Raw genomic sequence first — 16,616 nt, 5'->3', positions numbered from 1 at the left:
ACGCCATGTTGAAAGGAAGCACAATGAGGATGACCATGAACCGCGGCCGCGCAGCACTGGCGCTCGCCGCCGTCGGACTCCTGGGCCTGACGGCCTGCGGGGGAGCCGCCCCGTCCGCCGAGGTCGACCTGGGCAGCGGCCCGGCGAAGGCGGGAACGATCAAGGCGGACGCTCTTCAGGGGCACACACTGACGTTCGCCTCCTACGGCGGGATCTACCAGGACGGGCAGATGGAGGCTGCGGGCAAGCCCTTCGGGGAGGAGTCGGGCGCAACCGTCCTCTCCGACGGACCCATGGAGTACGCCAAGATCCAGGCGCAGGTCGAATCGAACAACGTCACCTGGGACGTCGTGGACATGGACTCCACGTGGGCCGCCGGCCAGTGCGGGAAGAACCTGCAGAAGCTGGACTACAACATCATCGATATCTCCAACGTGCCGGAGGAGCTCACCAGCGACTGCTACGTCCCGGCGATGCAGTACGCCAACGTGGTCATGTACAACACGGAGAAGTACGGGCAGAACGCGCCGAAGACCTGGGCGGACTTCTTCGACGTGAAGAAGTTCCCGGGCAAGCGCGCGATCAACGGCTCCGACGTCGGGCCGGTCATCGAGGGCGCACTGCTCGCCGACGGCGTGGCGGAGAAGGATCTCTATCCGCTTGACGTCGACCGAGCGCTGAAGAAGCTCGACACCATCAAGGACCAGCTCATCTACTGGTCCACGGGCGCTGAGTCGCAGCAGATGCTTGAGACCGGCGAGGCAGACATGGCCGTGGTCTGGTCCGGCAGGGCCTACTCGGCGGTGAAGAACGGCGCAAAGTACGAGCCCGCTTGGGATACCGGGGTGCTGGTCGCGGACGTCCTCGGTGTACCGACGAACGCAAAGAATCCGAAGGCCTCCATGGCGTTCATCAACTACTACCTGGGCAAGGAGCAGCAGGAGAAGCTGACGGAGACGACGTCCTACTCGCCGATCAACACGCAGTCCGAACCCAAGATCGACGACCTCGCCAAGAAGTATCTCGTCTCGGCGCCCGAGATCAAGGACAAGCTCGTGGTCTCGGACTTCACCTGGTGGGGCGAGAACTACCCGGCGGCACTCGAGAAGTACCTGGCCTGGATTAACGGATGACAGCCCTGCTTGAAAGCAGCGTTGGGCCCGCGGCATCCGCGGGCCCAACGCCCGGCACAGCGGCCGGCCGGCAGGGCCGCGGCTGGACTGTTTTCCTGTTGCTGCTGCCGGCGGCCCTGCTGGTCGCCGCGATGTTCTCCTATCCGCTGCTGGTGGCGGCCTGGCGCAGCTTCGCCTACCCCGAGCTTGGCACCCAGAATTACGCCTGGTTTTTCGACGGCGGGACCAACATCGGCGTCCTGCTCCGCACGGTCTGGGTCGCCTTCCTGACCACGGTCATCTGCCTCGCGTTCGCCTATCCGTACGCGTACCTGATGGTCATCTCGGGCCGGCGCCTGAAGACGCTGCTGACCGTGCTCGTGATGGTGCCCTTCTGGACCTCGCTGATGATCCGGACCTTCGCATGGATCATCCTCCTGCAGGACAACGGCCTGGTCAATGAGGGGCTGGCACTGTTCGGCATCGGGCCGCTGCCGCTCATGCGCAACACCACCGGCGTGCTGATCGGCATGGTGCAGGTGCTGCTGCCGTTCATGGTGCTGCCGCTCTACAACGCTATGGCGGGCGTGGACATGCGGCTCATGCAAGCGGCGACGAGCCTGGGCGCCAGGCCGAGCACGGCCTTCCTCAAGGTCTTCGTCCCGTTGGCCATGCCCGGTGTCCTCTCCGGTAGCTTGCTCGTATTCATCCAGGCGCTCGGCTTCTACATCACCCCGGCCCTGCTGGGTTCGCCGACCGAGATGCTGGTCTCGCAGTACATCTACGCCCAGGTCAATGGACAGCTGCAGTGGGGCCGCGGCAGTGTGCTCGGCGTGGTCCTGCTGGTGACCGTCCTGGTGCTGCTGGCGGCCGCGGCCGCGCTCGGCAGGGTGGGCCGTCGGCGGCGAGGCGCCACGGTGAAACGGGAGGCGGCATGAAGCACACGCTGGTGACCCGCAGCCTCCTGTGGGTGTTTGCCGCGGTCGTGGCCGCACTGCTGGTGCTGCCGACCGCCGTCGTAATTCCGCTCAGCTTTACGGACAAGGCTTCCCTGGCCTTCCCGCCCACCGGATGGTCGACGCGCTGGTACGAAAACTTCTTCGCCGATCCCACCTGGATGCGCGCGCTGGGCAACTCCCTGACCGTTGGCCTGCTGGTTGCGCTAGTAGCGACGGTGTTCGGCACGGCCGCCGCGGTGGGGCTGCGCCGCTGGACCAACCGCAGGGCGGCCGGCGCCACACAGGCTGTGCTGCTGGCGCCGATCGTGGTGCCCGCGATCGTGCTGGCCATCGGCGTCTACGCCACGTTCCTGCAGCTGCAGCTGCTTGGCACGGTTCCCGGCTTTGTGCTGGCGCACAGCGTCCTGGCGCTACCGTTCGTGGTCATTTCTGTCTCGGCGACGCTGGTCGGGTACGACGACCGGCTGACCCTGGCCGCGCTGAGCCTGGGGGCTTCGCGCTGGGCGGCCTTCCGCCAGGTCCAGCTGCCGCTGATCATGCCCGGCGTGGTCTCCGGGGCGCTCTTCGCGTTCGTGACATCCTTCGACGAGGTTGTCCTGTCCATCTTCATCAAGAGCCCTTACTTGGAAACGCTTCCGGTGAAGATGTACGCCTCCGTCACGCGGGACACCGATCCCACCATTGCGGCGGCCGCGACCATGATCATGCTTTTGACCACCGCGATCATCACCATTGGACTTCTCAGCCTTCGCAGGAGGAAACGTGCTTGAGACCAGCACCATCACCAAGACGGGGACCCGGATCGACATCCGTAACGTCTCCAAGCACTACGCCGGGTCCACGGCCGTTGAGGACATCGACCTGACCATCGAGCCGGGCGAATTCCTGACCCTCCTCGGACCGTCGGGGTCGGGCAAGACCACGACCCTGAACCTGGTCGCGGGGTTCACCGACCTCAGCGCGGGGCACATCGAGATCGACGGCGAGCGGGTAGACAACATACCCTCCCACCGGAGGGGGCTCGGCGTCGTGTTCCAGCACTACGCGCTCTTCCCGCACATGAGCGTCGAAGACAACATTGCCTTCCCGCTCAAGCAGCGCAAGGTTGCCAAGGCGGAACAGAAGCGGCGGGTGGCCGAGGTCCTGGAAACCGTGGGCCTAGGCGGCTACGAAAACCGCCAGCCGGCCGAGCTCTCCGGCGGCCAGCAGCAGCGGGTCGCCTTCGCCCGGGCCATGGTCTTCGAGCCCCGCGCGTTGCTGATGGACGAGCCGCTCGGCGCGCTGGACAAGAACCTGCGGGAGAAACTACAGCTCGAGATCAAGCGGATCCACCAAGACGTGGGGCGGACCTTCGTCTTCGTCACGCACGACCAGGAGGAGGCGCTGGTCCTCAGCGACCGGATCGCGATCTTCAACAACGGGCGCATCGAGCAAGTCGGCCCCAGCCACGAGCTCTACGAGCGGCCGCGGACCCTGTTCGTGGCGACCTTTATGGGCGAATCGACGGTCCTCCGCGGAGAGCCCGAGTGGCAGGGCAACGAGTGGACGCTCGGCTTCCACGGCGCCGCCCTGCGCGGCACCTCGGAGCCCTTCAGCGGTCCGGCCGCGCTGGTGCTGCGGCCCGAGGACATCCATCTTTCGTGGCGGGAGGAGGACATTCCGGCCGGCCACCAGTACTGCCCGGTGACCATCACGCAGAGCATCTACCTGGGCTCGGGCCGCAAGTTCGAGCTGGTCCTGCCCGACGGTTCGACCGGCATCGTGCGGGGTTCGCTGAGCCGGGGAGCCGGGCTGGAGGCCGGGGACCGCGCGTTCGCATCCTGGCGCCCGGAGCGCGGCTCGCTGCTGCCCGACACCGGCTCCCGGTCCACGACCTGAGTTCCGCCCACGGGGCTATATTCCTCCCGCAGACCTGTATCCCTCCGCAGAAAGGTTCCCGAGTGACAGTCAACGGCAACGTCTCCTTCTGGTACGCCGCGGGCGGCGTGCCGGCGCCCCGTCCTCCGCTGCCCGGCGATCTCCGGGCCGACGTCGCGATTGTCGGCGCCGGGTACACCGGGCTGTGGACGGCCTACTACCTGAAGAAGGCCGAGCCCTCGCTCAACGTCGTGGTCCTGGAGGCCCGGTTCGCCGGCTTCGGGGCCTCGGGCCGCAACGGGGGATGGCTGGCCAACACCATCACCGGAGGGCGGACCGGCTACGAAAAGTCGCACGGCCGCGCCGTCGTCGGACGTTTCCAGGAACTGCTCAATGAGGCCGTCGACGAGGTCTGCAAGGTGGCCGAGGCCGAGGGGATCGACGCGGACATCGTCAAGGGCGGTGAGCTGCTGGTGGCCCGCAACCGCGCGCAGCTGGCCCGACTGCACGAACTGGCCGAGGAGGAGCAGCGCTGGCCCGAGGGCGGCGCCCGGCTGCTGACCTCGGAGGAAACCGCGGACCGGGTGAAGGTCGCTTCCGCGCTAGGCGGGATGCATGTCCCGCACTGCGCCCGCATCCACCCTGCCAAACTCGTGCGTGGCCTGGCCGCCGCCGTCGAGCGCCTGGGTGTGTCGATCTACGAGGACACCGAGGTCACCGAGATCCTCCCCGGCGCGGCGGTGACGCGGCGCGGGCGGGTCGAGGCACGGCACGTGCTGCGGGCCACCGAGGGGTTCACCGCGAACCTCAAGGGACTGCACCGCGAGTGGCTGCCGATGAACTCGTCCATGATCGTCACGGCGCCGCTGCCCGCCGCAGCCTGGGACGAGATCGGTTGGGAGGGGCACGAAACCCTGGAGGACCTGGCGCACGCCTACGTCTACCTGCAGCGCACGGCAGATGACCGCATCGCGATCGGCGGCCGCGGCGTGCCCTACCGCTACGGCTCCCGGACGGATACGGACGGCGCCACGCAGCCGGGCACCATCGCAATGCTGACCTCCATCCTGCACGGCATGTTCCCGGCGGCCCGCGGCCAGGCGATCGAACACGCGTGGTCCGGGGTGCTCGGCGTGCCGCGGGACTGGAAGGCCACCGTCGGCTACGACCCGGCCAGCGGCCTCGGCTGGGCCGGCGGCTACGTCGGCACCGGCGTCACCGCGACCAACCTGGCCGGCAGGACACTGAGCGGCCTGGTGCTGGGCAGCGCCGGCGAGCTGGCCACGATGCCGTGGGTCAACCGGAAGATCCGTCGGTGGGAGTTCGAGCCGCTGCGCTGGATCGCGGTGCAGGCCATGTACGCGCTGTACCACCGGGCGGACCGCGCCGAGGCGAGAGGCCTCGCGAGGACGTCGAAGCTGGCCTTGTTCGCGGACAAGGTCTCGGGCCGCGGCTACTAGCGCGTCGGCTCAAAATGCGTCGGCTCAAAAGGGCACGCTTTTGCTGGAGCGCAGGCTCCGGCCGGGTATAGGATCGGGCCTCACCGGGTCATGAGCCCGTCCATCCGGAGGCTTCCGCATAGTGGTTGACCGGAGGCCGCCGGACCGAGCAGGAAGGCCGGCCATGGAGAATCTGCGGGACCTTGAACGGTCGCTGGACCCTTACCCCTTCTACGCGCAGATGCGGGAAGCCGCGCCGGTCTTCCGCGGCGAGCGGGCCGGGCTATGGCACGTTTTCCGGTACGACGACGTGCAGCGCGTGCTCTCCGACTACGAGGCGTTCTCCTCGCACCAGCCGCGGGACGAGCAGTCGGAGACGGGCGCGCTCTTCGCGGCGAGCCTGATCAACACGGACCCGCCCCGGCACCGGCAGCTGCGCTCGCTGGTCAGCCAGGCCTTCACGCCGCGCGCGGTGGACGCGCTGGGCCCGCGGATCGAGGCGATCACCGGGGAGCTGCTGGACCAGGTTGCCCCCGCCGGCTCGACGGACCTGGTCGAGGCGCTGGCCTACCCGCTGCCCGTGATCGTGATCGCGGAGCTCATGGGCATCCCCGCCGGGGACCGCGACCGCTTCAAGAAGTGGTCCGACGCCGTGGTCCAGACGGCCGGGCCGGAGCGGGTGCGGGAAGGCGGGGCCGGCGCACAGGGGGCCGACCACCGCGAGATGGTGGGCTACTTCCTGGCCATGATCGAAGAGCGGCGGCGCGACCCCGGCCCGGACCTGATCAGCGCGCTGCTGGCGGCCGAGATCGACGGGCAGCAGCTGACCGTGCCCGAGCTGATCGGGTTCTGCGCCCTGCTGCTGGTGGCCGGCAACGAGACGACCACCAACCTGATCGGCAACGCCGTGCTGGCCTTCTCCGGGACGCCCGGGACCACAGAGCGGCTGCGCGCCGAGCCGGACCTGCTGCCGCAGGCGATCGAGGAGGTGCTGCGCTACCGCTCGCCCGTGCACGCCATGTACCGCACGGCCGTTGCCGACGTGGAGCTGGGCGGCGAGCGGATCCCCGCCGGCGACTCGCTCGTGGCATGGATCGGCTCCGCCAACCATGACGCGCGGCACTTCGAGCGGCCGGAGGAGTTCGACGTCGACCGCGGCCACATCCGGCATCTCGCCTTCGGGCAGGGCGTCCACTTCTGCCTCGGCGCGCCCCTGGCCCGGCTCGAGGCCCGGATCGCGCTGCAGGCCGTGCTGGCCCGCCTGCCCGGCCTGGCCGTCGCCCCCGACGCCCGGCTGGAACGGATGGAGAGCCCCATCATCTTCGGGGTCAAGCAGCTCCCGGTTATCTGGCAGACCTAGTCCGGAGCGACCGCTGGCGGGACGAGGTGCTGCCGCGGCTGGCCAGGCTCGTCGAGGACTGATCCAGCCCCTGCTGCAGGGACGCCGACGTTCAGACGGGGAGGCCGAGCATGCCGGCGCTGGCCTGCCAGTGCCGCAGGACCAGGTCGTCGTCGGCGGCCTGCGGGTTGGTGCGGCCGGGCCGGCGGCGGTCGTCGTAGTAACGGCCGGACTGCCAGTCGGTGCCGGGAGTGCCGGTGCAGAAGTGGGCGAGGTTGGCGCCGCCGCGTTCGGACGAGATCAGGAAGCGGCGCAGCCAGGTGTGGTAGACGGGGCGGAGGTAGCTGGTGCTTTCCGCCGCGAAATTCGTGGCGACGTTGCCCGGATGGAACGCGACGGAGGAGAGGCCCTGGCCTGCGTAGCGGTCGTGCAGGCCGCGGGTGAAGAGGATGTTGGCGAGTTTGCCGTTGCCGTAGGCGCGGTTGGGGGTGAAGCCGCGCCAGGTGTTGAGGTCGTCGATGTCGACGCGGCCGAACAGCCGGGCGCCGATGCTGGAGGTGTTGACGATGCTGGCGCGGCTGCCGAGCAGGACGTCGAGGAGCTCATGCGTGAGCAGGAACGGCGCCAGGTGGTTGATCTGGAAGGTCTTTTCGAACCCGTCCCTGGTCCGCTCGGGGCCGGCGAAGAGGCCGCCGGCGTTGTTCGCGAGGACGTCGATGCGCGGGTAGGCGGCCCTGAGGTCCCGGGCGAGCGTGCGGACCTGGCCGAGGTCGGCGAAATCGGCGGTGTACCAGTCGGCGGCGAGCGGCCCGGCGACGTCCTCGGTCTTGCCCGGCGACCGTCCCACCAGGACCACGCGGTGGCCTTCGGCATGGAGGAGCCGGGCGGCCGACGCGCCGATCCCGTCGCTGGCGCCCGTGAGGACGATGGTCTTCGGTGCGCTCTGTTCTCGGCTCGGTCATCCGCAGGTCCCTTCGTCGGCACGCGCGCCTTGGTGCGCTGCAGGCACAACGTTAGCGCCGCCGTCGTTATTCTGCCGCGCCCCGGCACACCCCACCCTTCCACCCCACCCTTCCAACCCACCCGCCCGCCCCATCGACTGGGCAGATGCCCTGTTGCGCGCCGAAAGGGGCATCTGCTGCTCAGTCGGCGGGAGAGGGGCGGGAGCGAGGGACGGGCGGCCAGGCGGCGGGGCGGTCGCTCAGGCGGCGGAAGGCGCGACGGCGGCGGGCGCGTTGGCCAGGCGGCGCAGCTTCGGGATCGGGATCCGGTAATTAATGCCGACGGCGGTGCCCGTGCCGTCCGCGTGCGACCAGCGCATGAGGGCCGGGCCGCCGCGCGGATCCCCCGCGAGGAGCTCGGGCTCGCCAAGCAGGGGCAGGAAGCCGCTGGCCTTGAGGTTCAGGCCGAACTGCTCGGTCCAGAAGTAGGGCTGGAAGTTGAGCTCCGGGGCCTCGTCGCCCATGAGCAGCGCGAGGGCCGCGGCCTTGCTCTGCTCGATGGCGCTGGTCCAGAGCGGGATCCGGCGGATGCCGCGGGCCGTCGGGAAGGCGGCCACGTCTCCGGCGGCGACGACGTCCGGACGGACGCGCCCGCGGGTGTCGACCTCGAGCCTCCCGTTGGCGAGGAGGCCGCTGGCCGCCAGCCACTCGGTGTTGGGCACGTCGCCGACGGCGCTGATTACGAGGTCGGCGTCAAGAGTGGAACCGTCGGCGAAGGAGACGCGGGGCCGCCCGCCGTCGTCCTGGAGCCCGAGGGCATGGGACGGCGCGAGCTTCAGCCCGGCACCCAGCGCCGCGGCGAGGAAGACCGCCGACAGGTACGGGCCCAGCTGCCCGCTGAGCGGCCGGTTGCGGGACACGAGCGTGACCTCGCAGCCGACGGACAGGCAGCCGGAGGCGATCTCCATGCCCAGGGCGCCGCCGCCGACCACGACGACCGACGGGCGGTTCGCGAGCCGGCGCCGCAGCGCCAGCGCGTCTTCGAGGTTGCGCAGCGTCAGTTCGTTCCCGTGCGCCGCGCTGCCGGTTCCCAGGCGGCGGGCCCGCGATCCGGTGGCGAGGACGACGCCGTCGTACGGCAGGCCGGTGCCGTCCTCGAGGAGCACGAGCTTCCGTCCGGCATCCAGTCCCGCGGCGCTGACTCCGAGGATCTCCTGCGCTTCATGGCTCGCGGCGGGCAGCTCGTGGGACGTCATGTCCGCGGCGTCGAGCAGGGCCGCCTTGGACAGGGCGGGACGGCTGTACGGCGCATGGTGCTCGTCGCCGACGATGGTCAGCTCGCCGTCGAAACCCGCGGCCCGCAAGGAGTCTGCCGCCGTCAGGCCGGCAATGCCGTTGCCGACGACGACGATCCGTTCCATCCGCATGGTCACGCCAGTTTCAGGGCGGCCACGGGGCAGACGCGCACGGCGGCCTTCGCCGCGTCGACGTCGCCGTCAACCTGCTCGACGTCCAGGACCAGCTCGCCCTCATCGTCCAGATGCATCAGCTGCGGGGCGACTTCTTCGCACAGCCCGTGCCCTTCGCAACGCGGCCGATCCAGGATGATGTTCATTGCTTCCTCCGCTGGTCTTGGGCTGTGTCTGGTGTCACAATCCGGGTGTCCAAAAAGCTTTGCAGGCGTTCTGATGTTCGGCAAATGAATACTTTTCATCACTGATGTGCATGGTATGAATAGCTTGCTAGGCTGGTCCGTGAAAGAGCCGGAGCGGCCGGCCCCGATGAGTGAGGTGTTCGATGGCAGTGCAGCCCGGACTGACCTGGAATGTGAAAGACAGTTTCGTTGCCTACGTTGAGGCCCTCGACGACGGCGGGGCGGAGGTGCTCTCGCCGGCGTCCCGCCTCGAGTCGGGGTTCCACTTTCCCTGGGGTGAGGCCGCACCGGTCCGGGATCCCGACAACTTCGCCGGAGCCCTGCAGTTCCTGGGCGCCGTCCGGTTCGCCGGGCACTGGGGCGCCCTCGATGTCGAGCTGCGGGATCCCCGGATCGAGCTGGCCGGTGGCACGGGCACGCTGCTGGTCCGCGAACGGGGCGGGCTGGACTCGGGCAAGATGCTCCCGTTCGCCGGCCTTGAGGTGGGGCCGGGCGTGGAAGAGGCCGACGGCTCCCTCCTGCTGGAACTGACTGCCTCGCTGACCGGGCACGGGCGACTGCTGCTGGGCGGGCAGTACGCCGTCGGACAGCCGCTGAGCCCGCTCCAGGTCGCGTTCCCTGCCCGCCATGGCCGACCGTAACGCGGACTCCGCGACGGACGCGGACCTCTCCCGGCTGGCCTCGGTGGACCTCAACCTGCTGGTTCCGCTGCTGGCGCTGCTGGAGGAGCGGTCGGTCACCCGGGCCGCCCGCAAGGTGGGGCTGTCGCAGCCCGCCATGAGCCACGGGCTGAACCGGACCCGCCGCCTGCTCAATGACGAACTCCTGGTCCGGCAGGGGCGCGGGATGGTGCTCACGCCGCGCGCAGCCGAACTCATCGTGCCGCTGCGCCAGGCGCTGCACCAGGCGGCGAGGATTGTCACGGGCACCAGCTTCGATCCCGCCGTCGACCACCGCCTGATCACCGTGGCGATGACCAACAGCACCGCGTTTGTGATCGGCAGCGAGCTGAGCCGGCTCCTGGCGGAGCGGGCACCGAATGTGGTGCTGCGGCTGCGCACCACGAGCGTCACGACGAGCGCGGCGTTTGCCGAGGACGCGGCCGACGTCGTGCTGCTCCCGGAGGCATTTCCCACGCCGCATCCGCGGGAGCGCCTGTACGACGACCGGTGGGTGGTGGTCGCATCGTGGAACGAGCCGAAGGACGCCGATGCGCTGGAGCTGCTGGAGAAAGTGCCGCATGTGTTCCTCGATGAGCCGGCGGAGCGCCAGCGGCCGTACGAGATCCTGGACGAAAAGAAGATCCAGTACAGGGTCCGCCAGCGGGTGTCGGACTACCTGTTCATCCCGCACCTGATCGCGCAGTCCGGCGGGGGCGTGGCGATCCACCGGTACCAGGTCGGGCTGGAATTCGAGGGCCGGTTCGACCTGCGCGTGGAGGAGTTTCCGTTCCCCATCGAGGCCCTCGGCATCGACATGGTGTGGAACCCCTGGCTGGCCGACGGCCCCTTCAAGGCCTGGCTGCGCGAGATGCTCATCGAGGCGGCCGAGCCGCTGCGGGCGCGCTACCGGTCCCCGCAATAAGTCATTCAGGTCCTGCATGGAACCTATGCGGATTATTCACTTCCCCCATGGGCGGGACTTGGCGTTGAATGTGGGTGGCGGTGCTGTGAGGTAGGTCTCAGCACCGGAAGCAAACAATGATTCGCCCGGGGACGGCTTTCCCGCCGGGGCGGATCCCGAGCCACCATGTGAGGTGCCTGATGACCGTTGAGACATCGGTTTCGTCCAAGATCGACCTGTTTTCCGACGAGGTCCTGCTGGACCCGTATCCCTTCTTCGCCGAGCTGCGGGAACAGGCCTCCGTGGTCCGTCTCGAAAAGAACGGCGTTTGGGCGCTGACCCGCTACGGCGTGATCCGTGATGCGCTGGCGAACTGGGAGGTCTTTTCCTCCAACGCCGTTGCTTTCAACGACGACATGAATGCCGCCCTCGTCGGGACCAGCCTGGCGACCGACCCGCCGGAGCACCAGCGGCTCCGCGCGGCGCTGACGGAGAACCTGACCCCGCGCGCGCTCCGCAAGCTCAAGGGGAGCATCGACGAGAAGGCCGACGCGCTGGTGGCCGAACTCGTCGAGCGCGGCTCGTTCGACGCGATCGACGACCTCGCCCGGGCGCTGCCCATCGCCGTGGTGACCGACCTGATCGGCCTGCAGGGCGTCGCCCGCGAGAACATCCTCCGCTGGGGCGAGGCTGCGTTCAATGTCCTCGGCCCCGTGAACGAGCGGACCGCGCAGAACTTCCCGGTCGCCGGCGAACTGTTCCAGTGGTGCCTCAACGTCCAGGCCAGCGACCTGACCGAGGGCAGCATGGGACGCGCCATCTTCGCCGCCGCCGAACGCGGCGAGATCCCGATGGAGAGCTGCGGGCAGATCATCCACCAGTACCTCGGCGCCGGTGTGGACACCACCATCGCGGCCATCGGCAACGCCATCGCGCAGTTCGCGGCGAACCCGGACCAGTTCGACCTCGTCCGCGAGGACCGGTCCATCATCCCGTCCGCCTTCAACGAAGTCCTGCGCTACGAAGCGCCGGCACACGCCTTCGCGCGTCTGGTCAAGCAGGACATCGAAATCGACGGCACGCTGATTCCCGCCGGGGACAAGGTTGCCATCCTCTACGGCGCCGGCAACCGGGACCCGCGCCACTACGAGAACCCCGATGCCTTCCTGGCCAAGCGGAACCCGGTGGACCACCTCTCCTTCGGCTACGGGATCCACAGCTGCGCCGGACAGGGCCTGGCCCGCCTCGAGGCCCACGCCGTCATCGATTCCCTGGCCCGCCGGGTGCGCCGCTTCACTGTCGGCGAGCCGGAGCGCTCCATCAACAACATGACCCACAGCCTCAACAGGCTGCCGGTCCTCGAGATCGACCCCGCCTGAACTGGAACAGCTGGGTTGCGCGCGGCGGGAGCCTGACCCCGACGACCACCGTCCCAACTCGTCTCGTGGGCTGAGCGCGGACTGCAGGCGGGTGCCGCCCTTGCGCGGCACTTCGCCAGCGCGGAAGAGCGATGGGCGGCGGCGGTGGGACAGGACAGCCTCGAGTAAGCGCGGGTTCTTCTCGCTGCCATAGCCGGTGGCCGGGACGGCGAGGCGCCCCGATGAAGCTACGCGGTGGCTTCCCTGCCTAACGCACCTTCATTGCGGGGCCGGGGTCCGGTCCACCGGCACGAGCCGGACGTCGCGGAGCTCCCCGGCGTCGGCGACGGCCGTCAGATAGGTGCAGGCGGGCTGCCGGCGCCGGTCCGTGGGGGAGCCGGGGTTGAGCAGGCGCAGCCCCGTGGCAGCCTTGGTGTCCCAGGGAATGTGGCTATGGCCGAAGACCAGTACGTCGGCGTCCGGAAACCGCGCGGCGCAGCGGGCCTCGCGGCCTGCGGCGGCTCCGGTCTCGTGGACCATGGCGAAGCGGAGCCCCTCCAGCTCCACGCGCGCGACCTCCGGCAGCCGCGCGCGGAGCTCGCCGCCGTCGTTGTTGCCCCACACGCCGATCAGCCGGTGTGCGCGCGACTCCAGTGCGTCGAGCGTCGCCGTGTCCACCCAGTCGCCGGCGTGGAAGACCACGTCAGCGTGTTCGACGGCGGTCCACACCTGTGCGGGCAGGACGCGGGCGCGCCTGGGGATGTGGGTGTCGGCGAGGAGCAGGATGCGGGTGGCCATGTACGGCATGGTCCCACACACCGGAGCCCGCCGGCGCGGTGGCCTAGGCGGTCACCTTGTTGATCAGCTCGTGCTTCTGCGGGGTGACCTCCGACGGCAGGTGCGGCCGCACGTTGTTGTCGAACCAGTCGTCGTGCTGTTCGGCGCTGTCCCAGATTTCGACGACGTGGATGCCGCCTTCGGATTCCCAGGCGTAGTGGGCGATGAAACCGGAGGTGCCCTTGAGCTTGTCGATCAGGACGGCGGCGATCTGGTCATACTGCTCGCGCTTCAGGCCGCTCACCGTGCTGTGGATCAGGGTAGCCATGGCCGTCTCCTCGTGATCGGGTGCCGGCCGGGCGGACGAGTGTCCGCGGACAGGGCCGGCAGGGCCGAATGTACGCTCCTGCAGTCCCCATCGACAGGGGCATGGTGCCCTAGCTGCGCCGGCGGATGACGTACTCGGCGTGAGTCGCATGGCATCACTGCCCTTCGCGCCCGGCGGCCGTCTGTACGAGCAGGTTCCTGTGGACCTGCTGCCAGCCCTGTGCGAGATACGACGACGCCTTGAAGCCGTCCGCCACCACGCCGATCTTCATTCCGCCAGTCTCCAGCATCAGCGGTTCGTACACCGGCACGGATTGCGAACAGGCTGCCACGGCGCCGGTCGGATCCTGTGCGGGTTCGGCGACCACGCAGACGCCCTCGGCCGCTGACGGGTCGGACGGCCTGGCCAGGAAGAGCGCGTGCGAGTCCTGTTCGACGGCGAACCGCGCGGACGGCCCGTCGATGCCATCGAGATCCGCCGCGAGCCCATCCTCGGCTGAGCGCTCGCGGTCCAACGCGGCAATCGGCGAACCGCCGCCGCAGCCTGCCAGCCCAAGACCAGCCGCCACCAGCACTAGTGCGCCGACGATCTTCCGCATCCTAACCCCCGTGTTGTCGAACCGACAGTGGGCCCAGCCTAGTGGCAGCCGCGAGGCGCGCGCAGGGTTGCCGCGGCCGGAAGGCGCCCGCCGCCGTCGTTAGCCGCCGGTTTCAGGGACGTCCGGCGATCCGGCCGCTAGAGTTGGGGCATGCCGGAGATGCCCGAAGTGCAGGGACTCGTCGACTTCCTGCGGCTGAAGCTCCTGCCGCCGAATGCTCCGCCGGCCGTAGTTGACGATGTCGAGGTGCTGTCCTTCTCGGTGCTGAAGACGGCGAACGTCCCGCTGGACCTGCTGGGCGCCGGGCCCGTGTCCGACGTGGCTCGCCGGGGGAAGTTCATCGACATCACGGCGGGCGGCGCGCACCTGGTGATGCACCTGGCCAAGGCCGGCTGGCTCCGCTGGTCGGACGGGCTCAAGCCCGGGCGGCTCCGGCCGGGCAAGGGGCCGATCGCGCTGCGGGTGCGGTTCGCGGCGGACGCCGCGGAGAAGCCGGGATTCGACCTCACGGAGGCCGGCACCAAGAAGTCCCTCGCGGCCTATGTCGTCAAGGATCCGCTTGAGGTCCCGGGCATTGCCCGGCTGGGACCGGACGCGCTCGACGTCGACCAGGACGCCTTCGCGCGGCTGGTGGCGTCGCACTCGGGCCAGATCAAGGGGCTCCTGCGGGACCAGTCGGCGCTCGCCGGCATCGGGAACGCCTACAGCGACGAGATTCTGCACGCGGCACATCTTTCGCCCTTCGCCAACGCCTCGAAGCTCGGGGATGAGGACGTGCAGCGGCTGTTCGGGGCCATGCGGGACACGCTGGAGGCCGCGATCGCCGGGGCTTCGGGGCGGCCGGCGGCCGAGCTCAAGGATTCCAAGCGGAAGGCGATGCGCGTGCACGGGCGGACCGGCCAGGCCTGCCCCGTCTGCGGGGACGAGGTCCGGGAGGTCTCCTTTGCCGACTCGTCGCTGCAGTACTGCCCGACCTGCCAGACCGGCGGCAAGCTGCTGGCGGACCGGAGGACGTCGAAGTTCCTTAAATGATCCTTGCGCCCTTAGTCCGGCACATCGCCGCCGTCGTTGTTTCCTGACAACGACGGCGGCGGCAGGGTTCCGCGGACCTGTCCACGGTGACCCCGTGTGCCGGACGCAGGCTGCGTTAGAACGGTCAGCTGTCGCTAACCGTAAAGCGGGTCCGGCGATGTGCGGGCTGCTCGATTTCGTTGAGAATGGCCACGGCCATGGTGCCGGTGGTGGTGCGGGATTCTCCGTCGCCGGCGTAGAGGAGCCGGTCGCTGCCCAGAACCGGCTCGGACGCCTCGCCGGGAACGAACATGGCGGACGGCGATACTCCGACCCAGTCGGCGTCGGTCACGCCGCGCAGGAACTCGAGCTCCTTGAGCTGGTTCTCCGGCGTGGAGATCCATGCCTCGGCTCCGGGGAAGTTGCGGATGTCCTCGACGAACAGGTGGTCGTCATCCCCGGTGGTCAGGCTGCCGGCGCCGAGGATAAAGACCAGGCGGGGACCCCCTGCGGCAGCGCGCTCTACCAGCGAGCGCGCGAGATCGACGTGCTGGTGGGCCTGGTCAGGGGCGGTGCCGAAGGCATTGACGACGACGTCGAAGGCCGTCAGGTCGTCTGAGGTGACGGAGAAGGCGTCGCGTTCGAGAACCGCGGCGTCCGCCCCCAGGATCTCGGCAGCCTTGGCCGCACTGCGGACGATGGCCCTGGTGTCGTGCCCGCGCTTGGTCGCCTCGTTGAACAGGGCGCGCCCTGCGTTGCCGGTGGCTCCGATGATTCCGATCCTCATGGTGTCCTTTCGTAGCGGAAGTAGCGTCGGAGGGCTGCACCCTCCGTTGGCACAAGTTGTTGACACTTCAACTTATTCCCGGGAGCGACCGGGTGAAGGCAGTCAAGCCGAGGCTGAAGGCGAGAACGGGCCGAGGAGCCGTAGGCTGGATGAGGCATACGACAAACGGAGGGGGCGTTATGTCCGAGACGGCAGCCGAGGTGATGGCAGAACTGGCCACGCTCGAGGACCCGAAAATGCGCGAGGCGAACGAAAAGCGCGGCGACGACCACGGGGTGAACCTGTCCAAGCTGCGCGCGGTCGCCAAGCGGCTCAAGACGCAGCAGGACCTCGCCCGCGAACTGTGGGCGACAAACGACACCGCCGCGCGGCTGCTCGCGCTGCTGATCTGCCGGCCAAAGGCGTTCGAGCGCGACGAGCTGGACGCGATGCTGCGCGAGTCCCGGGCACCCAAGGTGCACGACTGGCTCGTCAACTACGTGGTGAAGAAGAGCCCGCACGCCGAAGAACTGCGGGTGGCCTGGTCCGCGGACGCCGATCCCGTCGTCGCCAGCGCCGGCTGGGCCCTGACCACCGAGCGCGTCGCGAAGAAGCCCGAGGGCCTGGACCTCGACGAACTCCTCGACTCGATCGAGGCGGAGATGAAGGACGCGCCGGACCGCCTGCAGTGGGCGATGAACCACACCCTCGCGCAGATCGGCATCGAGCACGCCGAGCACCGCGCCCGCGCGCTCGGCATCGGCGAACGCCTGGGAGTTCTCAAGGACTACCCGACGCCGCCGAACTGCACGTCCCCGTACGCGCCCGACTGGATCAACGAGATGGTCAGCCGGAGGAGCGCTTAAAGCAGGAGGACGACGGCGGCACTTGGGTGCCGCCGTCGTCCTCCTTTT

General features: G+C 69.1%; 18 protein-coding genes. 11 read left to right on the top strand and 7 right to left on the bottom strand.

The features are described from left to right. The first annotated feature begins 23 nt into the window (after positions 1–23). The 6 genes from OC550_RS17850 to OC550_RS17825 all read left to right on the top strand — a co-directional run bounded on the left by OC550_RS17850 (position 24) and on the right by OC550_RS17825 (position 6,727). The gene (locus OC550_RS17850) at positions 24–1,133 is read left to right on the top strand and encodes an ABC transporter substrate-binding protein (protein WP_262107281.1); all 1,110 of its coding nucleotides are present in this window, start codon (positions 24–26) and stop codon (positions 1,131–1,133) included. Then, positions 1,130–2,050, top strand: coding sequence for an ABC transporter permease (locus OC550_RS17845; protein ID WP_262107280.1), 921 nt, complete (start codon positions 1,130–1,132; stop codon positions 2,048–2,050). The genes OC550_RS17850 and OC550_RS17845 overlap by 4 nt, the downstream gene beginning before the upstream one ends. Next, positions 2,047–2,841: an ABC transporter permease gene (locus OC550_RS17840; protein ID WP_262107279.1), complete on the top strand. Its 795-nt coding sequence runs from the start codon at positions 2,047–2,049 to the stop codon at positions 2,839–2,841. Before OC550_RS17845 ends, OC550_RS17840 begins: the two co-directional genes overlap by 4 nt. Further along, on the top strand, positions 2,834–3,949 hold the full coding sequence (locus OC550_RS17835; protein ID WP_262107278.1) for an ABC transporter ATP-binding protein: 1,116 nt from the start codon (positions 2,834–2,836) through the stop codon (positions 3,947–3,949). Before OC550_RS17840 ends, OC550_RS17835 begins: the two co-directional genes overlap by 8 nt. 62 nt (positions 3,950–4,011) lie before the next feature. Then, the gene (locus OC550_RS17830; protein ID WP_262107277.1) at positions 4,012–5,388 is read left to right on the top strand and encodes an FAD-binding oxidoreductase; all 1,377 of its coding nucleotides are present in this window, start codon (positions 4,012–4,014) and stop codon (positions 5,386–5,388) included. Positions 5,389–5,551: 163 nt separating this feature from the next. Then, on the top strand, positions 5,552–6,727 hold the full coding sequence (locus tag OC550_RS17825) for a cytochrome P450 (RefSeq protein ID WP_262107276.1): 1,176 nt from the start codon (positions 5,552–5,554) through the stop codon (positions 6,725–6,727). A 91-nt stretch (positions 6,728–6,818) separates the two neighbouring features. Here the strand turns inward: OC550_RS17825 and OC550_RS17820 are convergent, their stop codons facing one another. The 3 genes from OC550_RS17820 to OC550_RS17810 form a co-directional block, all read right to left on the bottom strand. After that, complete coding sequence (locus tag OC550_RS17820; RefSeq protein ID WP_262107770.1) at positions 6,819–7,634, bottom strand: SDR family NAD(P)-dependent oxidoreductase; 816 nt, start codon at positions 7,632–7,634, stop codon at positions 6,819–6,821. Positions 7,635–7,907: 273 nt separating this feature from the next. Continuing rightward, a complete protein-coding gene (locus OC550_RS17815) occupies positions 7,908–9,074 on the bottom strand; it encodes an NAD(P)/FAD-dependent oxidoreductase (protein ID WP_262107769.1) in 1,167 nt (388 codons plus the stop codon). Between the two features lie 2 nt (positions 9,075–9,076). Beyond that, positions 9,077–9,262, bottom strand: a complete 186-nt coding sequence (locus tag OC550_RS17810; RefSeq protein WP_262107275.1) for a ferredoxin — start codon at positions 9,260–9,262, stop codon at positions 9,077–9,079. Positions 9,263–9,444: 182 nt separating this feature from the next. Between OC550_RS17810 and OC550_RS17805 the strand changes: the two genes are divergently transcribed. From OC550_RS17805 to OC550_RS17795, 3 genes are all read left to right on the top strand, one after another. After that, positions 9,445–9,942 (top strand): HtaA domain-containing protein, encoded by a 498-nt coding sequence (locus tag OC550_RS17805; protein WP_262107274.1) that lies wholly within the window; start codon positions 9,445–9,447, stop codon positions 9,940–9,942. Continuing rightward, positions 9,929–10,885: a LysR family transcriptional regulator gene (locus tag OC550_RS17800; protein WP_262107273.1), complete on the top strand. Its 957-nt coding sequence runs from the start codon at positions 9,929–9,931 to the stop codon at positions 10,883–10,885. Before OC550_RS17805 ends, OC550_RS17800 begins: the two co-directional genes overlap by 14 nt. A gap of 179 nt (positions 10,886–11,064) precedes the next feature. After that, entirely contained in the window at positions 11,065–12,243 is a 1,179-nt protein-coding gene (locus OC550_RS17795) for a cytochrome P450 (RefSeq protein WP_262107272.1), read from the top strand. A 258-nt stretch (positions 12,244–12,501) separates the two neighbouring features. Here OC550_RS17795 and OC550_RS17790 read toward each other — a convergent pair whose 3' ends face one another. The 3 genes from OC550_RS17790 to OC550_RS17780 all read right to left on the bottom strand — a co-directional run bounded on the left by OC550_RS17790 (position 12,502) and on the right by OC550_RS17780 (position 13,925). Beyond that, a complete protein-coding gene (locus OC550_RS17790; protein ID WP_262107271.1) occupies positions 12,502–13,020 on the bottom strand; it encodes a metallophosphoesterase in 519 nt (172 codons plus the stop codon). Between the two features lie 43 nt (positions 13,021–13,063). Continuing rightward, a complete protein-coding gene (locus OC550_RS17785) occupies positions 13,064–13,327 on the bottom strand; it encodes a hypothetical protein (protein ID WP_262107270.1) in 264 nt (87 codons plus the stop codon). A 154-nt stretch (positions 13,328–13,481) separates the two neighbouring features. Next, a complete protein-coding gene (locus OC550_RS17780) occupies positions 13,482–13,925 on the bottom strand; it encodes a hypothetical protein (RefSeq protein WP_262107269.1) in 444 nt (147 codons plus the stop codon). A gap of 150 nt (positions 13,926–14,075) precedes the next feature. Between OC550_RS17780 and OC550_RS17775 the strand changes: the two genes are divergently transcribed. Then, positions 14,076–14,957 carry a DNA-formamidopyrimidine glycosylase family protein gene (locus tag OC550_RS17775; RefSeq protein ID WP_262107268.1) on the top strand — a complete coding sequence of 294 codons (882 nt, stop codon included), beginning with the start codon at positions 14,076–14,078 and terminating at the stop codon, positions 14,955–14,957. Between the two features lie 124 nt (positions 14,958–15,081). On the opposite strand, the gene OC550_RS17770 is transcribed toward OC550_RS17775, so the two are convergent. Next, a complete protein-coding gene (locus OC550_RS17770) occupies positions 15,082–15,723 on the bottom strand; it encodes an NAD(P)-dependent oxidoreductase (RefSeq protein ID WP_262107267.1) in 642 nt (213 codons plus the stop codon). Between the two features lie 179 nt (positions 15,724–15,902). Between OC550_RS17770 and OC550_RS17765 the strand changes: the two genes are divergently transcribed. Further along, positions 15,903–16,568, top strand: coding sequence for a DNA alkylation repair protein (locus OC550_RS17765; protein WP_262107266.1), 666 nt, complete (start codon positions 15,903–15,905; stop codon positions 16,566–16,568). The last annotated feature ends 48 nt before the right edge of the window (positions 16,569–16,616 follow it).

This window comes from Arthrobacter sp. Marseille-P9274, from assembly GCF_946892675.1.
GTDB lineage: Bacteria > Actinomycetota > Actinomycetes > Actinomycetales > Micrococcaceae > Crystallibacter.
This window is presented reverse-complemented; position numbering and strand designations above follow the sequence as displayed.

Excerpts from the sequence above, each read along its gene's own strand:
- OC550_RS17850 (WP_262107281.1), top strand. The coding sequence starts at position 24 with ATGAGGATGACCATGAACCGCGGCCGCGCAGCACTGGCGCTCGCCGCC.
- OC550_RS17845 (WP_262107280.1), top strand. The coding sequence starts at position 1,130 with ATGACAGCCCTGCTTGAAAGCAGCGTTGGGCCCGCGGCATCCGCGGGC.
- OC550_RS17840 (WP_262107279.1), top strand. The coding sequence starts at position 2,047 with ATGAAGCACACGCTGGTGACCCGCAGCCTCCTGTGGGTGTTTGCCGCG.
- OC550_RS17825 (WP_262107276.1), top strand. The coding sequence starts at position 5,552 with ATGGAGAATCTGCGGGACCTTGAACGGTCGCTGGACCCTTACCCCTTC.
- OC550_RS17815 (WP_262107769.1), bottom strand. The coding sequence starts at position 9,074 with ATGCGGATGGAACGGATCGTCGTCGTCGGCAACGGCATTGCCGGCCTG.
- OC550_RS17810 (WP_262107275.1), bottom strand. The coding sequence starts at position 9,262 with ATGAACATCATCCTGGATCGGCCGCGTTGCGAAGGGCACGGGCTGTGC.
- OC550_RS17805 (WP_262107274.1), top strand. The coding sequence starts at position 9,445 with ATGGCAGTGCAGCCCGGACTGACCTGGAATGTGAAAGACAGTTTCGTT.
- OC550_RS17800 (WP_262107273.1), top strand. The coding sequence starts at position 9,929 with ATGGCCGACCGTAACGCGGACTCCGCGACGGACGCGGACCTCTCCCGG.
- OC550_RS17795 (WP_262107272.1), top strand. The coding sequence starts at position 11,065 with ATGACCGTTGAGACATCGGTTTCGTCCAAGATCGACCTGTTTTCCGAC.
- OC550_RS17790 (WP_262107271.1), bottom strand. The coding sequence starts at position 13,020 with ATGGCCACCCGCATCCTGCTCCTCGCCGACACCCACATCCCCAGGCGC.
- OC550_RS17785 (WP_262107270.1), bottom strand. The coding sequence starts at position 13,327 with ATGGCTACCCTGATCCACAGCACGGTGAGCGGCCTGAAGCGCGAGCAG.
- OC550_RS17780 (WP_262107269.1), bottom strand. The coding sequence starts at position 13,925 with ATGCGGAAGATCGTCGGCGCACTAGTGCTGGTGGCGGCTGGTCTTGGG.
- OC550_RS17775 (WP_262107268.1), top strand. The coding sequence starts at position 14,076 with ATGCCGGAGATGCCCGAAGTGCAGGGACTCGTCGACTTCCTGCGGCTG.
- OC550_RS17770 (WP_262107267.1), bottom strand. The coding sequence starts at position 15,723 with ATGAGGATCGGAATCATCGGAGCCACCGGCAACGCAGGGCGCGCCCTG.
- OC550_RS17765 (WP_262107266.1), top strand. The coding sequence starts at position 15,903 with ATGTCCGAGACGGCAGCCGAGGTGATGGCAGAACTGGCCACGCTCGAG.